This window comes from Stenotrophomonas sp. ZAC14D1_NAIMI4_1, from assembly GCF_003086775.1.
In the GTDB taxonomy this organism is placed as follows: Bacteria; Pseudomonadota; Gammaproteobacteria; order Xanthomonadales; family Xanthomonadaceae; genus Stenotrophomonas.
Genome location: NZ_CP026001.1, coordinates 2,447,598 through 2,461,969, shown reverse-complemented (window position 1 = coordinate 2,461,969; position 14,372 = coordinate 2,447,598). Strand labels below are relative to the sequence as shown.

Below are 14,372 nucleotides of genomic sequence, written 5' to 3'. Positions count from 1 at the left end.
TACTCCCAGCAACGCAGACCGCGCCGCACCCCGGCGCTCCGCAGCCAGGAACGCCCGGGCGCCACCCGCCCGCGGCACCACTACCTTCCACAAATGCGGAGTCTCCGATGAACATGAAACCCTCGCTGCTGGCCCTGGCCGTCGCCACCAGCCTTGCCGTGCCCACGCTCGCCCGCGCGGCGGCGCTTGAAGCCGACAGCACCCTCGACACCATCCAGGTGACCGAGACGCGCAAGAAGTCCGACAACCAGAACGTCACCACGCTTTCGGCGAAAAACCTGCGGCAGCAGGGCGCGCAGAGCATGGAAGACGCCATCCGCTACGTGCCCGGCGTGGAAATGGTCGACCTCGGGCGCGCCGGGTTCAACGGCTTCAACATCCGGGGCCTGGAAGCCGACCGCGTGTCGATCACGCTGGATGGCCTCAGCTTCCCGCAGAGCATGGACCCGGGCAGCTACCAGCCGTACGAATTCTTCCGTTCCGGTCGCGGCAGCGTCGATCTGGAGGCCGTCAAGACGGTAGAGATCATCAAGGGGGCCGACGCCATCACCGCCGGCAGCGGCGCACTCAGCGGCGCGGTGATGTTCACCACCAAGGATCCGGCCGACTTCCTCAAGGCCAGTGGCAACGACAGCTTCGGCTCGGTGAAGTACGGCTATACCGGATCCAGCGACGAGAACATGGGCTCGCTGACCCTGGCCAACCGCACCGGCAGGTTCGAATCGCTGCTGGTCTATACCAAGCGTGATGGCCACGAAACCGAATCCTGGTACGACACCACCCTCGACCGGCTGGGCCCGGGGCGCCGCACGCCGGATCCGGTGGACCGCGAAAGCGACAACCTGCTGTTCAAGGTCAACTTCCTGGCCACCGATACCCAGACCCTGGGCGTGGTGTATGAGCGGGCCCGTGCCACCAATGATGTCGACAACTGGACCCGCAGCGACGGCACCGGCTCATACTACTTCCGCAGCGCCGAAGACCGCAGCGACCGTGACCGCTATGGCCTGAAGTACACCTGGCGGGCAGGCAACGCGCTGTTTGACAGCATGGAAGCCACCGCCGACCACCAGAAGAACTACATCCAGGGCCAGACCAACGTGCTGGTCGCCAACGGCACCGCCGCGACCTATGGCACCCGCTGCTCGATCACCGACCCGTGCTCGCGCCAGGAAGACCGCTGGGATACCCAGAAGCGCAACCGCGTCGCCCTGGATTTCGACAAGAGCGTGGAGGCTGGCGGCCTGCGCCATGACATCGTGTACGGCGCAGCCTGGCAGCAGGCGAAGATCCACTGGAACTCGGTGGATTCGCGCTGGGGCAACGATGGCAGCCTGTTCACCCGTGACACCGATCCGTCGCTGTGGCCGGACACCCGCGAGACCGACCTGACCGCCTATGTGCGTGACCGCGTGCGCCTGCTCGATGACCGCCTCAGCCTGACCGGCGGCCTGCGCTACGACAGTTACAAGTACACCCCGGAAACCTCGGCCAGCGGCAACGGCCAGTCCGGCTACGAAGATGGCGGTGGCAGCGTCGGCGTCTCGAAGTTCTCCTCGCCCACCTGGAACCTCGGCGCGGAGTTCAAGTTCACCGACACCCAGTCGCTGTGGGTGCAGGGCGGCCGTGGCTTCCGCGCGCCGGGCGTGAATGACATGTACGGCACCTCGTCCACCACCGAAGTGACCCGCGTGTCCGACGGCGCGACCGTCACCGTGCCCGATGGCAAGAGCAACCCGGACCTGGATGCCGAGCGCAGCCTGAACCTGGAACTGGGCTGGCGCTACCAGAGCGACCGCCTGCGCCTGGGCGCCTCAGTGTTCCGTGACAAGTACAGCAACTTCATCGACACCGCGCAGTTCGTCGCCGATGCGGGCACCCAGTACAGCACCACCACCCGTGGCGTCACCACGGTCACCAACGGCTACACCTACACCATGCCGATCAACCGCGGCAACGTGGAAGTGAAGGGCGTGGAAGCGGAGGGCATGTGGCTGCTGGCCGATGACTGGCTGGCCCGCGTGGCCTATTCGTACAACGAAGGCACCGACAACGACGGCGAACCGCTGGCCAGCATCATCCCTGCCAAGGCGGTGGGCGGCCTGACCTACAACGCACCGTCGCGACGCTGGAGCGTCACCGCCAACGTCACCCACCAGCAGCGCAAGGATCCCTCGGATTACGGCAGGAGCATCACCAACGGCAGTTACGGCGTGGAAGTGGTGCCGGTCTACGCCTACAAGGCCCGCGAGTACACGCTGCTGGATGTGTTCGGCAGCTACGCGATCACCCCGAAGATCAACCTCACCGCCGGTGTCTACAACGTCTTCAACAAGGAATACTACCTGTGGAACCGCGTGCGCACCGCCGGCGCCGGCACGGCCATCTTCCAGGGGGCAACCAGCCCTGATGGCATCGGCCGCTGGTCGCAGCCGGGTCGCAACGTGCGCTTCACCCTCAGCTACGACTTCCTGTAAGCCGAGCAGGGGTCGGAAGCCATCCACGCACGGCGTGGATCTACTGGGCATGGCACCCGCCTTGGTAGATCCACGCCACGCGTGGATGAACCGCCGGAGACCATCCACGCACGGCGTGGATCTACAGCGTCCTCTCATACTGGACTTTGATTCCCATCCTGCTGTCGCTGCCGGTGTAGCGCGACACCGCGCCATCTGCATCCCGATACAACGTGCGCGAGCCCTGCCGCTGCTGCAGTACATTGGACAGCGACAGGTTCAACCGGCTGGCGTCGTCCAGCCTCCAGTCGGCAGCAACATCCAGCGTGCGCTCGGGCGTCGATGCCCGCGTCCACTCGGCGCTGAGACGGTTCGTGCCGCCGCCACTGTAGCTGTAGTCCACACTGCTGGAGAACCGCTTCGATGCCTGCCAATGCAGCCCCACGTTCCCGCTCAGGGGCGTCTGGTCGGCCAGCCGGTTGTCCGGCCCAGGCACGGACGCCACGCGTGACACGTTGCGGGTCAGGTTCGCCGTGAACTGGACATCGGCCTCGGTCGGCAGAAGGTCGGCGAGTGCGAAGCGCACATCGAGGGTCAGCCCATGGGTATGTGCCCTGCCAGCGTTGTAGGGCGTGGTGGTCCACAGCCCGTCCTGCACGTACAGCGAGCGCAGGATCACATCATCGATGCGGCGCGCATACGCCCCCAGGCTGACCAAGCCATCCTTGCCGATGTAATGCTCGTAGCTGGCATCCAGGCCCCAGGCGATTTCCGGGCGCAGCGCGGGGTTGCCCTGCTGGTCAGGGTTGGTCGGGCCATTGCTGTTGTTGACCGAATACCGGCGCGGCAGCAGTTGCCATGGTTGCGGCGCGCTGAACGTGCGCGCCAGGCCCAGGCGGAACTGGTCCTTGCTGGAAAGCGAGGGCTTGAACACCCATTGTGCGATGGGGCTGAGCACGCTCGAACGGTTGTGCAGGGTACCCGTGATGCGGCTGCCCACTGCGGTTTCCAGGCCCTCCCAGCGCAGGCCTAGGTAGGTCTGCAGGCGTGGCGAGGTGCGCCACTGGTCCTGGGCGAACAGCGCGAGGCGGCGGATATCGGCCTGGTAATCGTCATCGATCAGCCCCAGGGGACGTCCATCGGCGGACTGGTCGCGCTGCACGCGATGTTCGTTGCGCTCGGTATAACCACCATCCCAGCCGAAGGCCAGATCATGCCGTTCGCTGACACCGCTGATGTACTTGCCGGTGCTGGAGTAGGCCGTGTGGGTTGCCTGCGTGCGCACGCTGCGGTCCAGTGCGAAGTCGCCTGCGGGCGCAAAGCCGAGAAAGCCAAAGTCGATGTCACGGCTGAAGTGCATCACCCCCAGTTTCATCTCCAACGTATCGTCATCACCGATCCGGCGCTTCCATTGGCCATCGGTCTTGGCCGTCCACGTGCGCGCGTCGTTGATCCAGCGGTTGCGCGTGTACTCGCTCGGGCCACCCTCACGCACGGCTTCGTTGCGATCGCGGGTCCAGGCTTCCTTCCTGTACTGCAGCAGGCTCTGCCAGCTGACCTCGTCGCGCTCGCCAAGCGTCCACGTCAGCTTCGGCGCAGCATTGAAGGTGCTGGTCTGGCCGTCATAGCGCTCGCGCGTACGGCGCTGGTACAGCACCGCCCCCAGGGCGTCGCTGGCCTGGTCATCGATCGTCGCAGCGCGGCGCTCCTTCGGGGCCGACGCCGTACCGCTCACCGACCACGCCAGGCCCTGCTGCTTGCCCGACAGCAGCAGGGTGGCCGCGGGCGTGATGCCGCCGCCCAGTTGTGCCGCACTGAGCTTGAGCGTGCGCTGGCGCGCCTCCCCCGTGCGGCGCACGACGATGTTGATGGTGCCGGCAATCGACCGCGTGCTGTACTCGGCGACCGCCGTCGGCAGGATCTCGATGCGCTCGACCAGCTCTGGCGAGATCGAATCGATCGAGAACCCCGCGGGCGCCGGGTCACCATCGATCAGGATCTGCACGTAGTCGCCACCCAGCCCGCGCATGCGGATGCCATCGGCAGTGACCGTGACGCCGGGAAGGCGGCGCAGCACGCTGCCGAGCCGGTCATCGTGGTGGCGCAGGATGTCCTCGCGGCCGATGCTGACGCGCAGGGTGGGGTCGTCGCGGCGCAGGTCCGCCGCAGAGGGGCCGGTGACCTTGACCGCCTGCAGGTCGGTCGCGCGGGTATCCCGTGCAGGCGGTTCAGCAGGCTGGGCGTGTCCAGTATCGACCAACAGGCTGATGCCCAGGGCCAAGCTCCCGGCCAGGGTTCGCCGTGGCGGGGCGGCGGGGTGGGTTTGCACGCTTCCATTCCTTCAGGGGTCGAGGGGCGTCCTGCCCGAGCAACTCTATCGACCCCGGCCCGCGCGCAGCAGCGGAATGTTGTTGCAGCAGCCATGAGCAGGATTCATGGCAGGACCACCTGTCCTTGCCAACCAAGGGTGGCATCTGCCACAGCATCAAACGATGCTCGGGTCATGCATGCCCCGCAGCTTCTTCTTGTTGATCTTGCCCACGCTGGTACGTTCCAGCGAATCCACGAACGCGACCCGTTCGGGAATCGCATAGCGCGACAGATCACCAGCACGGCTGCGCGCGGCGATCAGCTCGATGATCTCCGCCTCGTCCACTTCACTGCCTGCATGGCGCACCACCAGTGGCAGGGGACGCTCGCCCCATTTCGTGTCGGCGATCCCGATCACCGCCACCTCGTTCACTGCCGGGTGCAGGGCGATGATGTCCTCCAGTGCAAGCGAGGAGATCCACTCGCCACCCGTCTTGATCACATCCTTGATGCGGTCGGTCACCCGCAGGTAACCGCCCGCATCGATGTTGCCGATATCGCCGGTGTGCAGGTAACCACCCGCCCACAGGGCCGCCGATGCATCGGGGTTGTGCAGGTAGCCCTGGGTCAGCCAGGGCGCACGCACCACGACCTCGCCGGTGGCGATGCCGTCGTGGGCCACGTCCTGCAGGTCCGGATCGACGATGCGCAGGTCGACCAGCGGCACCGGGATGCCCGCCTTGGTACGCAGCGACAGCGCCTCGCCAGCATCGTCCAGCGCGTCAACGTCGATCTGCGCCAGGGTCAACAACGGGCAGGTCTCGGACATGCCGTAACCCCCGAAGATATCGACGCCCAGCGCCAGCGCACGCTGCGCCAGTGCCCGCGGCAGTGCCGCGCCGCCGATGATGACTTTCCAGTGGCTCAGATCGGTCTGCGCCGCGCTGGGATGTTCCAGCAGCATGTGCAGGATGGTCGGCACGCAGTGCGAGAAGGTCACCTTCTCGCGGGCAATCAGCGCCAGCAGGTTGCCGGGCAGGTAGCGGCCGGGATAGACCTGCTTGATGCCCATCAGCGTCGCGACGTAAGGCACGCCCCAGGCATGCACATGGAACATCGGGGTGATCGGCATGTAGACATCACCCCGGTGCATCCGGCCCTGGCTGGCGGCATTGCCCAACGCGGCCATCGCCGCCAGCGAGTGCAGCACCAGCTGGCGGTGGCTGAAGTACACGCCCTTGGGCAGGCCGGTGGTGCCGGTGGTGTAGAACATCGTGGCACGCGTGTTCTCGTCGAAATCCGGGAACGCGGTAACAGCAGTGGCGTCGCGCAGGCCAGCCTCGTACTCGGTCACGAAACCCGCCGGCAGCTCTCCGCCGGCATCATCCAGCAGGATGCGCGTGCGCAGGTCGGGCAGGTGTTCCTCGATGCCGTCCAGCACCGGCAGGAACTCGCGGTTGGCCAGGATCACCCGCGCACCGCTGTGGTTGAGGGTATAGGCGATCTGCTCCGGCGCCAGGCGGATGTTCACCATCATCAGCACCGCGCCGATCATCGGCACCGCGAAGTAGGCCTCCAGGTAGCGGTTGCTGTCCCAGTCCATCACCGCCACGGTGTCACCGGGCTTCACTCCGAGCGAAGTCAACAGACCCGCCAGCTGGCCGATGCGCGACTGCAGGGTGCGGTAGTCGAAGCGCACCTTGTCGCCGTAGACGATTTCCTGCCCCGGGTTCACCGCCAACGGGGTGAGCAGCAGCTGCTTGATCAACAACGGGTAGGCATGTGCTTCGGGTGCAGCGGTGGTGGAGGGCATGGACGGTCCTTGTGGGCGGCGCATCGGCGGCCGTTCTTCATGCAGCCACACTAGCAACCCGGCACGCACGCACCAGCGTACCTAGGTACCCGTGCCCGGCTGCGGATGTTTTGCTAATCTCGCTTGAACATGCCAACCCTGCTGATCGCCGACGACCATCCCTTGTTCCGCGCCGCACTGCATCGCGCGGCGGAAGAGGCCGTCGCCGATCTGCAGATCAGCGAGGCAGACTCGCTGGACAGCGTGCTGGAGACCCTCGAACGCCAGTCGATCGACCTGATGCTGCTGGACCTGCACATGCCGGGCAACCACGGCCTGGCCGGGCTGGCCACCATCCGCGCCCTGCAGCCGGGGCTGGCCATCATCATTGTCTCGGCCAACGAGGAACCGCAGGTGATCCGCCGTGCCATCGATCTGGGTGCGGCCGGTTACCTGCCCAAGAGTTCGGGGTTGAGCGAGCTGCAGCTGGCCCTGCAATCCGTGCTGGAAGGCGAACGCTGGATCCCCGCGATCCTGCGCGAGCCGGTCTCGCGGGTCGCGCCCTTCAGCAAGGATGCGGACCTGGCCGCGCGCCTGGCCAGCCTGTCCGCGCACCAGTACAAAGTGCTGGGGCTGGTGGCGGAGGGGCTGCTCAACAAGCAGATCGCCGACCGCCTGGGCGTGCAGCTGCGCACGGTGAAGGCGCACATGACCCGCATCATGGAACGGCTGGGCGTGCGCAACCGCGCCCAGGCCATCCGTGTGCTCCACGAGATGGGGCTGAGCGACCCCTCGCGGCAGATCGAAGGCGCGCAGGACGCCTGATTCCTCAGGCGGGCAGGGTGCCCGGCGCTGCCAGCAGGTGGTTGATCGCCCAGCGCAGCGCCAATGGCTTGAACGGCTTGTTCAACAGCGAGAGCCCGGCGCCGCGCACGGCGTCGCGCGTGTCGCCACCGGTGTCGGCGCTGAGAATCACCGTCGGTCGTGGCCCATGGCGCGCCACCAGACGGTGCCAGAGCGCTACGCCGGTGTCGCCGTCATCGAGGTGGTAGTCGAACAGCCACAGCGCAGCGTCCTCCGCAGATGTACCCACCGAACCGGCGTCGGCCACCGCAACCACGTCACAGCCCCAGGCCAGCAGCATCTGCCGCATCGCTTCCAGCGCGTCGGCATCGTTGTCGACCACCAGCACGCGCAGGCCCTTGATGGTGCTGCTGCCGCCGGCCGCCGGCAGGGTGCGTGGCGCCACCGGCGGCGCTGCCCGCACCACGCTGATCGAGAACGCCGAGCCTCGTCCCGGCACGCTGCGCAACTGCAGTGGCGCATGCAGCAGGCCGGCAATGCGATGGGCGATGGTCAGGCCCAGGCCGAGGCCTTGGCCGTTGCTGCGGTCGAGGCGGTGGAATTCTTCGAACACCACGGCCTGCTGCTCGGGCGCGATGCCTGGGCCACTGTCGTGCACGCCGATCGACAGCCGGTCGCCCTGACGGCGCACGCCCAGCAGCACGCCGCCACTGCGCGTGTAGCGGATGGCATTGGCCAGGAAATTCTGCAGCACCCGACGCAGCAGCAGCGGATCGCTGTGCACCCAGGTACGGGTGCCGACGTAACCGAAGTGCAGGCCGCGCGCCGCCGCCAGGACCGCAAACTCCTGCGCCAGCGGATCGAGAACGCTGGACAGCGCGAAGGGCCGCGGATCGGCCACCAGGCCGCCGGCTTCCAGCCGCGAAATATCCAGCAGCCCCGAGAGCAGGTCATCGGTGGAATCCAGCGCGCCACGGATCTGCCGCAGGAAGCTGTCGAGGAACTCCGATTCGATGTGCTGCGACATCGCATCGGTCAGCAGCTGGGCCGCATGCAGCGGCTGGATCAGGTCGTGGCCGACCGCCGTCAGGAAGCGGGTCTTGGCCACGTTGGCCCGTTCGGCCTGGTGTACCGCCTGCTCCAGGCGCGCAGTGCGGTCCTGCACGCGCCGCTCCAGCGTTTCATTGCTGCGCTTCAGTGCATCTTCGGCGCGGCGGAACGCGGTGACGTCGGTGAAGGTGGCCACGTAACCACCGCCGGGCATCGGGTTGCCGCGGATTTCGACGATGGTGTTGTCCGGGAAGATGCGTTCGGACAGATGCGGGGTGCCTCGGCGCATATGCACCACGCGGCGCTGCAGGGCCTTGTCCGGGCTGTCGCCGGGTACATGGCCGATGCGCAGCTGGCCCAGCGCCCACGCAGTGAGGTTGGCCACCGGCTGGCCCACCTGCAGCAGCTCGGGCGGGAACTTGAACAGCGCTGCGTAACGGCTGTTCCAGGCCACCAGCTGCAGCTGCGCATCGACCACGCTGATGCCCTGGCTCATGTTCTCCAGCGCCGCTTCCAGCAGGCGCTGGTTGAAGCGCAGCACCTGGGTGGCTTCGCCCACGGCGCGGGTAACCGCATCCAGCGGGGCCGCGCCGCCGTCACGTGCGGCCTCCACCAGCAGGCGCGCCATGCCCGCACCGACCACGGCCGTCAGTTCACGCTCGATGGCGGTGACCCGTTCGTCATCCAGCACCTGCCCGGCGTGGCCATCCATCAGCTGCCGTGCGCGCTCCGGGCCGAGGAAGCGCACCGCGGTCTTGCGCAGGGAGACGGCGGCCACCGCATCGCGCTGGCGTGGCAGCGGCGGGCGCACCGCGCGTGCCACCAGCAGCACCGCCAGCAGGTTGGCCGCCAGGCTGGCACCCATGCTGATGGCGATATGCCCCGGTTGCAGCCGCATCGACAGCAATGCCAGCCAATGCACGCCGTCCGTGCCCGCGCCGTGCGGTACGGCCGGGACGATCATCGGCAGCAGCACCAGCCACAGCCACACCAGCGAACCCACCACGATGCCGGCAATGATCGCCGGCGAAGGCGTGCGTGGCCGGTACACCGCCAGCAGCACCGCCGGTGCCAGCTGCGATAGCGCAGTGAAAGACATCAGGCCGAAGTCGCTGAGCGCTTCCGTGTCGCTCATCGCGCGGCTGTACAGCCAGGCCATCAGGAATACTGCGATGATGCCGGCGCGACGGAAGGCCAGCACGCGGGGGCGCAGGTCACCCGCGGACAGGCCACCATCGATGCCGCCCAGCAGGCGCGTGCCCACGCCATGGTTGCCCAGCATGATCGACAGGGTCAGGCCGGACAGGATCATCATGCCGGTGGCTGCGCTCAGGCTGCCCAGGTAGGCCACCAGGCCCAGCAGGTGGTGGCCGCCGGCCAGCGGCAGGGCCAGCACGTACAGGTCCGGCGACACGGAAGCCGGCAGCTGCGAGGCACCGTACAGCGCCATCGGCACCGACGGCAGGCCGATCAGCAGCAGGTACACCGGGAACAGCCAGCGCGCTGTCTTCAGGTCCGATGGCTGGCGCAGCTCGACCACGCCCACATGGAACTGATGGGGCAGGGTGAAGGCGGAAATCGCACCCAGCGCCACCATGGTCAGGTAGTCAGGCACCACCGCCGGCGGCGGCAGCGTGGCCATCTTTTCCAGCAGCGGCGCACCGGCCTGCTGCACCGACAGCCCGGCATACAGGCCGATGGCCAGCAGGGCCACCAGTTTCAACACCGATTCCAGGCCCAGCGCCACGACGATGCCGCGATTGTGTTCCGTGGCCGATGCCTTGCGCGCACCGAAAAGCAGGGTGAACGCCGCCATCGTCAGCGCGAACCAGAACGACATGTCCAGCTGCCAGCCGGCCGGGGTGAAGCGGTCGCCGAGCAGCGCGCCCAGGCCTTGGCTGACGGCCTTCAACTGCAGGGCGATGTAGGGAATGATGCCGAACAGCGCAACCACGGTGATGGTGATGCCCAGCCCCTGGTCGGCACGCAGGCGTGCCACCACCAGGTCGGCAATGGTGGCGCTGTTGTGCTGCTTGGCCAGGCGCCCCAGCCGGGCCAGGAAAGGCAGGCCGAAGGCGAAGATCAGTGCCATGCCCACCAGCGTCGGCGGAATCGGGAAGCCCCATTGCACGCCCTGCGAAGCCGCACCGTAATAGGTCCAGGCCGTGCAGTGCACCGCCAGCGACAGCGCGTAGATGGCCGGCCACACGCGCGCAAGCCGGTGCCCCTGGCGTTCGCCCCAGAGGGCCACGCCAAACAGCAGAACGGTCCACGCAATACAGGCGAACAGGACGATGGAAGGCGTCAACATCGCTCCAGTGTAGAGAGAACCGCCGCCAGCGTGCAGCGGGGCAGGGCCCGGTCAGCCGGCCAGCACCACCAGCGCGAGCTGCTCGGCCACCAGTGCCACCTCGCCATCGGGCAGGCGTTCAACGGGCTTGCGCTGGGTCAGCAGCCACTGCCCGGGTCCGCGCGGTTCCAGCGTAACGAGCTGCGATCGCACCCGAATCTCGCTGCCACTGGGCACCGGCGCCAGGAAGCGCACCTTGTTCAAGCCGTAATTCAGCACGTGGGCGATGCCTGCAAAGCCGGTCAGCGCGGCCACATCGTCGTCCACGGTCATCGACAGCAGCAGGAAGCCGTGGGCGATGGTCTGCCCGCCCGGCAACTGCGCCTGTGCCCGTGCCGGATCGACATGGATCCAGTTGTGGTCGCCCGTGGCTTCAGCGAAGGCATCGATGCGTGCCTGCGAGATGCGCGTGGGCGTACCCAGCCGCTCGCCGGCCGCCCAGTGCTGGAGAGGGCGCAGGGCGGCCGGCAGCGCTTCAGCGGCGTCCGTCGTACTCACCGCACGGCCGCCAGCAGGCCGAGGATCGCGCCGCGCGCCTCCGGCTCGGACAGCATCGGTGCGTGGCCCACATCGAGCACTTCCACCAGGCGGGCGCTGGGTGAAGTCGCAGCCATCTGCCGCGCCACGTCGGCCGGCAGGATGTCCGACAGCGCGCCACGCACTACCAGTACCGGTACCCGTGCGGTCAGCTTGCGCACCGCACGCCACAGCACCGGGCGCAGCAGCCACAGCACCCACGGCCGCGTGGTGCGGATGATCGCCGGGTCGTAGTCCAGCTCCATCAGTCCATCGCTGCGGTGGCGGAAGGTGCGCAGCGCCATCGCCCGCCAGTCTTCCTGGGTGTAGCGCGGGAATGCGGCCTGGCCGATGCTGCCCATGTAGGCCGCCGCCTGCTGCAGGTCCATCGGCGGCACCGGCTTGCCCGCGTACTTGCCAATGCGCGCCAGCGCTTCGCGCGGTACCCGCGGGCCGGCATCGTTGAGGACCGCGGCGGCCACCAGGTCCGGCGCGCGCGAGGCCACGGTAAGGGTGACCAGCACGCCCAGCGACGTGCCCACGAACACCGCCCTGGCGATGCTCTGCGAGCGCAGCAGCGCGACCATGTCATCGGCGTAGGTACGAGCGTTGTAGCTGGTCGGGTCATGCGCGCGTTCCGAACCGGCGCGCCCACGCAGGTCGACCGCGATCACCCGCCAGCCCTCGTCGGTCAGCGTCTGGGCGAGAGCATCGAAATCGGCGGCATTGCGGGTCAGGCCCGGGATGCAGACCACCGTACCGCGGGGCGCGAGCCCCACGGCCGGTGCATGGTCGCGCGCGTGCAGGCGCAGGCCGTCATCACTGTTCCAGTACAGATCGTCGTAAGACTGCGTCATGCAGAAGCTTCCTAGAAATCGTAACGGGCGCTGAGACTATACTGGCGTGGCGCACCGTAGAACCCGATCAGCGTCCCCACCGCCGGGATGTTGTAGCCGGTGGTGCGGTATTCCTTGTCGGCCAGGTTGGTGCCCTGCAGCGAGAGCGTCCAGGTGTCATCCACGCGCCAGACCACGCCTGCATTCACCAGCCCGTAGCCGCCCTGGCGGATCACCGGGCTCAGATCGGTGGTCGGCCACACTTCGCTCTGGTAGCTGTAGCTCACCCGCGCGGACAGGTTGCCGCCGTTGGCCAGGTCGGTGCGGTACTCCACGTTCAAGGCACCCGAGTACTCCGGCGCATTGGTGAACTTCATCTGTTTGGCCACGTTGACGCCGCGGTCCATGTACTCGTCGTACTTCGCATCCAGCCAGGCCAGGTTGCCCGAGATCAGCCAGTGCTGGGTGGGCAGGTACTGGTACTCGATCTCCAGGCCGTTCACCGTGCCCTTGCCCGCATTGGTGAAGTCACCGAAGAAGGAATCGTCGATGCCGTCGCCGTTGGTGTCGATGCCGGTGAACACCGAGAGCTGGATGTCCTTGTACTTGTTGTGGAACGCCGACAGGTTCAGGAACAGGCGCTGGTCGAGGAAGGCCATCTTGCTGCCGATCTCGAAGCTGTCGACCGTCTCGTCATCGAACGGTTCGGCCGAGCGCGGCACCGCCACCGCATTGGCGCGGATGTTGTAGCCGCCTGACTTGAAGCCGCGCGTGGCCAGCCCGTACACCATGATGTCCGGGGTGATCTGGTAATCCAGCGAGACCTTGGGCGAGACGTTGCTGAAATTGGTCTTCTTGTCGAAGTCCGCAGTCACCGCCACCGGCCGGACAAAGCCGGGATCGGCGTACAGGCGGTTCAGCACGATCGCGCGCTTGTCCTCATCGGTGTAGCGGGCGCCCACATCCAGCTTCAGCTTGTTGGTCAGGTCGAAGGTCCAATCTGCATACAGCGCAATGCTGTCGGTGAGCACCTTGCCCTGGTTGTCGGCGAACTGCGCGCTGAAGTAGTTGTTCTGGATCTGGCCGCCGGCCTCGCCCTTGAACTGGTACAGGCCCACCACGCCACGGACGCGGCCGCCGGCATCGTAGTTCAGCTGCAGCTCGTTGCTCACCTGGTTGTCGTCGTAGGTGCCGCTGACGTCGGCCAGCTTCACCGGGGTGGTATCGAAATCGACGTTGCCCTGGCTGTCCGACTCGCGCTTTGCGATCACGTACTTCAGCGCGACGTCCTCGTTCGGACGCCAGTTCACCGTGGCCGAAGCGCCCTTGCTCTCCACGTTGTTGAGGTTGCGCATGCCCGAGCGGATGTCATAGCGGCTGTCCATCGGCGGGTAGCCGGGCAGGAACGGGTTCGGCGCCAGCATCTTCGAACCGCGCATGCCCGAGGTATCGTCGGTGTAGTCCAGCGCGAACTGCACGTCGAAGTCATCACCGGCATAGGCGCCCAGGTTGAAGCGCGCCGCCTTGATCTGCTTGTCGCTCACCGGCTGGCCGTTGAACGTGTTCTCGCCGAAGCCATCGTTGTTGAGGCTGGCCACCGCCACGCGGGCGCGCAGGCCGCTGTCGGCGCCACCGATCGGGCCGCCGATGGCGGCCTTGGCATCCAGCTGGCTGTAATTGCCCACCGTGATCTGGGCAAAGCCTTCGGTTTCGGTAGGCAGGCCGCGCGAGATGTACTTGATGGCGCCGCCGATGGTGTTCTTGCCGTACAGCGTGCCCTGCGGGCCGCGCAGCACTTCGATGCGGGAGACATCGAACACGTCCAGCAGGGCACCCTGCGGCCGCGCGATGTAGACGTCATCCAGGTAGATGCCCACGCCCGGGTCGGAACCCCAGGTGGGATCGGACTGGCCGACGCCACGGATATAGGCGGTGACCGTGCTGCTGGCGCCGCGCGCCGCATAGATGGTCATGTTCGGCACCTGGGGGCCCAGCGCGCTGATGTCCTGCACGTTCAACTTGTCCAGCGCCTCGGAGGTGAACGCCGTGACGGCCACCGGCACTTCCTGCAGGGTTTCCTCACGCTTGCGCGCGGTCACCATGATGCTGTCCAGGTTGGTGGCCGAGGCGGCCTTGCCGGCCGTCGATGCGGGCTGCGGCGCGTCCTGTGCCAGCACCGGTCCGGAGGCCAGCAGCACGCCGATCATCAGGCTCAAGCAATTCCGTTTCATTCATTCCCCCCCAGAGGGCATGTCCAT

General features: G+C 67.1%; 8 protein-coding genes. 2 read left to right on the top strand and 6 right to left on the bottom strand.

Annotated elements, in window-relative coordinates:
• The first annotated feature begins 107 nt into the window (after positions 1-107).
• Positions 108-2,477, top strand: coding sequence for a TonB-dependent hemoglobin/transferrin/lactoferrin family receptor (locus C1927_RS11365; protein WP_108746733.1), 2,370 nt, complete (start codon positions 108-110; stop codon positions 2,475-2,477).
• 121 nt (positions 2,478-2,598) lie between these two features.
• Here C1927_RS11365 and C1927_RS11360 read toward each other — a convergent pair whose 3' ends face one another.
• Positions 2,599-4,785 carry a TonB-dependent receptor gene (locus C1927_RS11360; protein WP_108746732.1) on the bottom strand — a complete coding sequence of 729 codons (2,187 nt, stop codon included), beginning with the start codon at positions 4,783-4,785 and terminating at the stop codon, positions 2,599-2,601.
• Positions 4,786-4,941: 156 nt separating this feature from the next.
• Positions 4,942-6,579 (bottom strand): fatty acid--CoA ligase, encoded by a 1,638-nt coding sequence (locus C1927_RS11355; protein ID WP_108746731.1) that lies wholly within the window; start codon positions 6,577-6,579, stop codon positions 4,942-4,944.
• 129 nt (positions 6,580-6,708) lie between these two features.
• Between C1927_RS11355 and C1927_RS11350 the strand changes: the two genes are divergently transcribed.
• On the top strand, positions 6,709-7,383 hold the full coding sequence (locus C1927_RS11350) for a response regulator transcription factor (protein ID WP_108746730.1): 675 nt from the start codon (positions 6,709-6,711) through the stop codon (positions 7,381-7,383).
• Positions 7,384-7,387: 4 nt separating this feature from the next.
• Here C1927_RS11350 and C1927_RS11345 read toward each other — a convergent pair whose 3' ends face one another.
• From C1927_RS11345 to C1927_RS11330, 4 genes are read right to left on the bottom strand one after another with little or no spacing between them, the layout of a single operon-like run.
• Positions 7,388-10,723 carry a PAS-domain containing protein gene (locus C1927_RS11345; RefSeq protein WP_108746729.1) on the bottom strand — a complete coding sequence of 1,112 codons (3,336 nt, stop codon included), beginning with the start codon at positions 10,721-10,723 and terminating at the stop codon, positions 7,388-7,390.
• Positions 10,724-10,774: 51 nt separating this feature from the next.
• Positions 10,775-11,260: a MaoC family dehydratase gene (locus C1927_RS11340; RefSeq protein WP_108746728.1), complete on the bottom strand. Its 486-nt coding sequence runs from the start codon at positions 11,258-11,260 to the stop codon at positions 10,775-10,777.
• Positions 11,257-12,135 (bottom strand): alpha/beta hydrolase, encoded by an 879-nt coding sequence (locus C1927_RS11335; protein WP_108746727.1) that lies wholly within the window; start codon positions 12,133-12,135, stop codon positions 11,257-11,259. The genes C1927_RS11340 and C1927_RS11335 overlap by 4 nt, the downstream gene beginning before the upstream one ends.
• A gap of 11 nt (positions 12,136-12,146) precedes the next feature.
• On the bottom strand, positions 12,147-14,321 hold the full coding sequence (locus tag C1927_RS11330) for a TonB-dependent receptor (protein ID WP_108746726.1): 2,175 nt from the start codon (positions 14,319-14,321) through the stop codon (positions 12,147-12,149).
• Positions 14,322-14,372 lie beyond the last annotated feature (51 nt).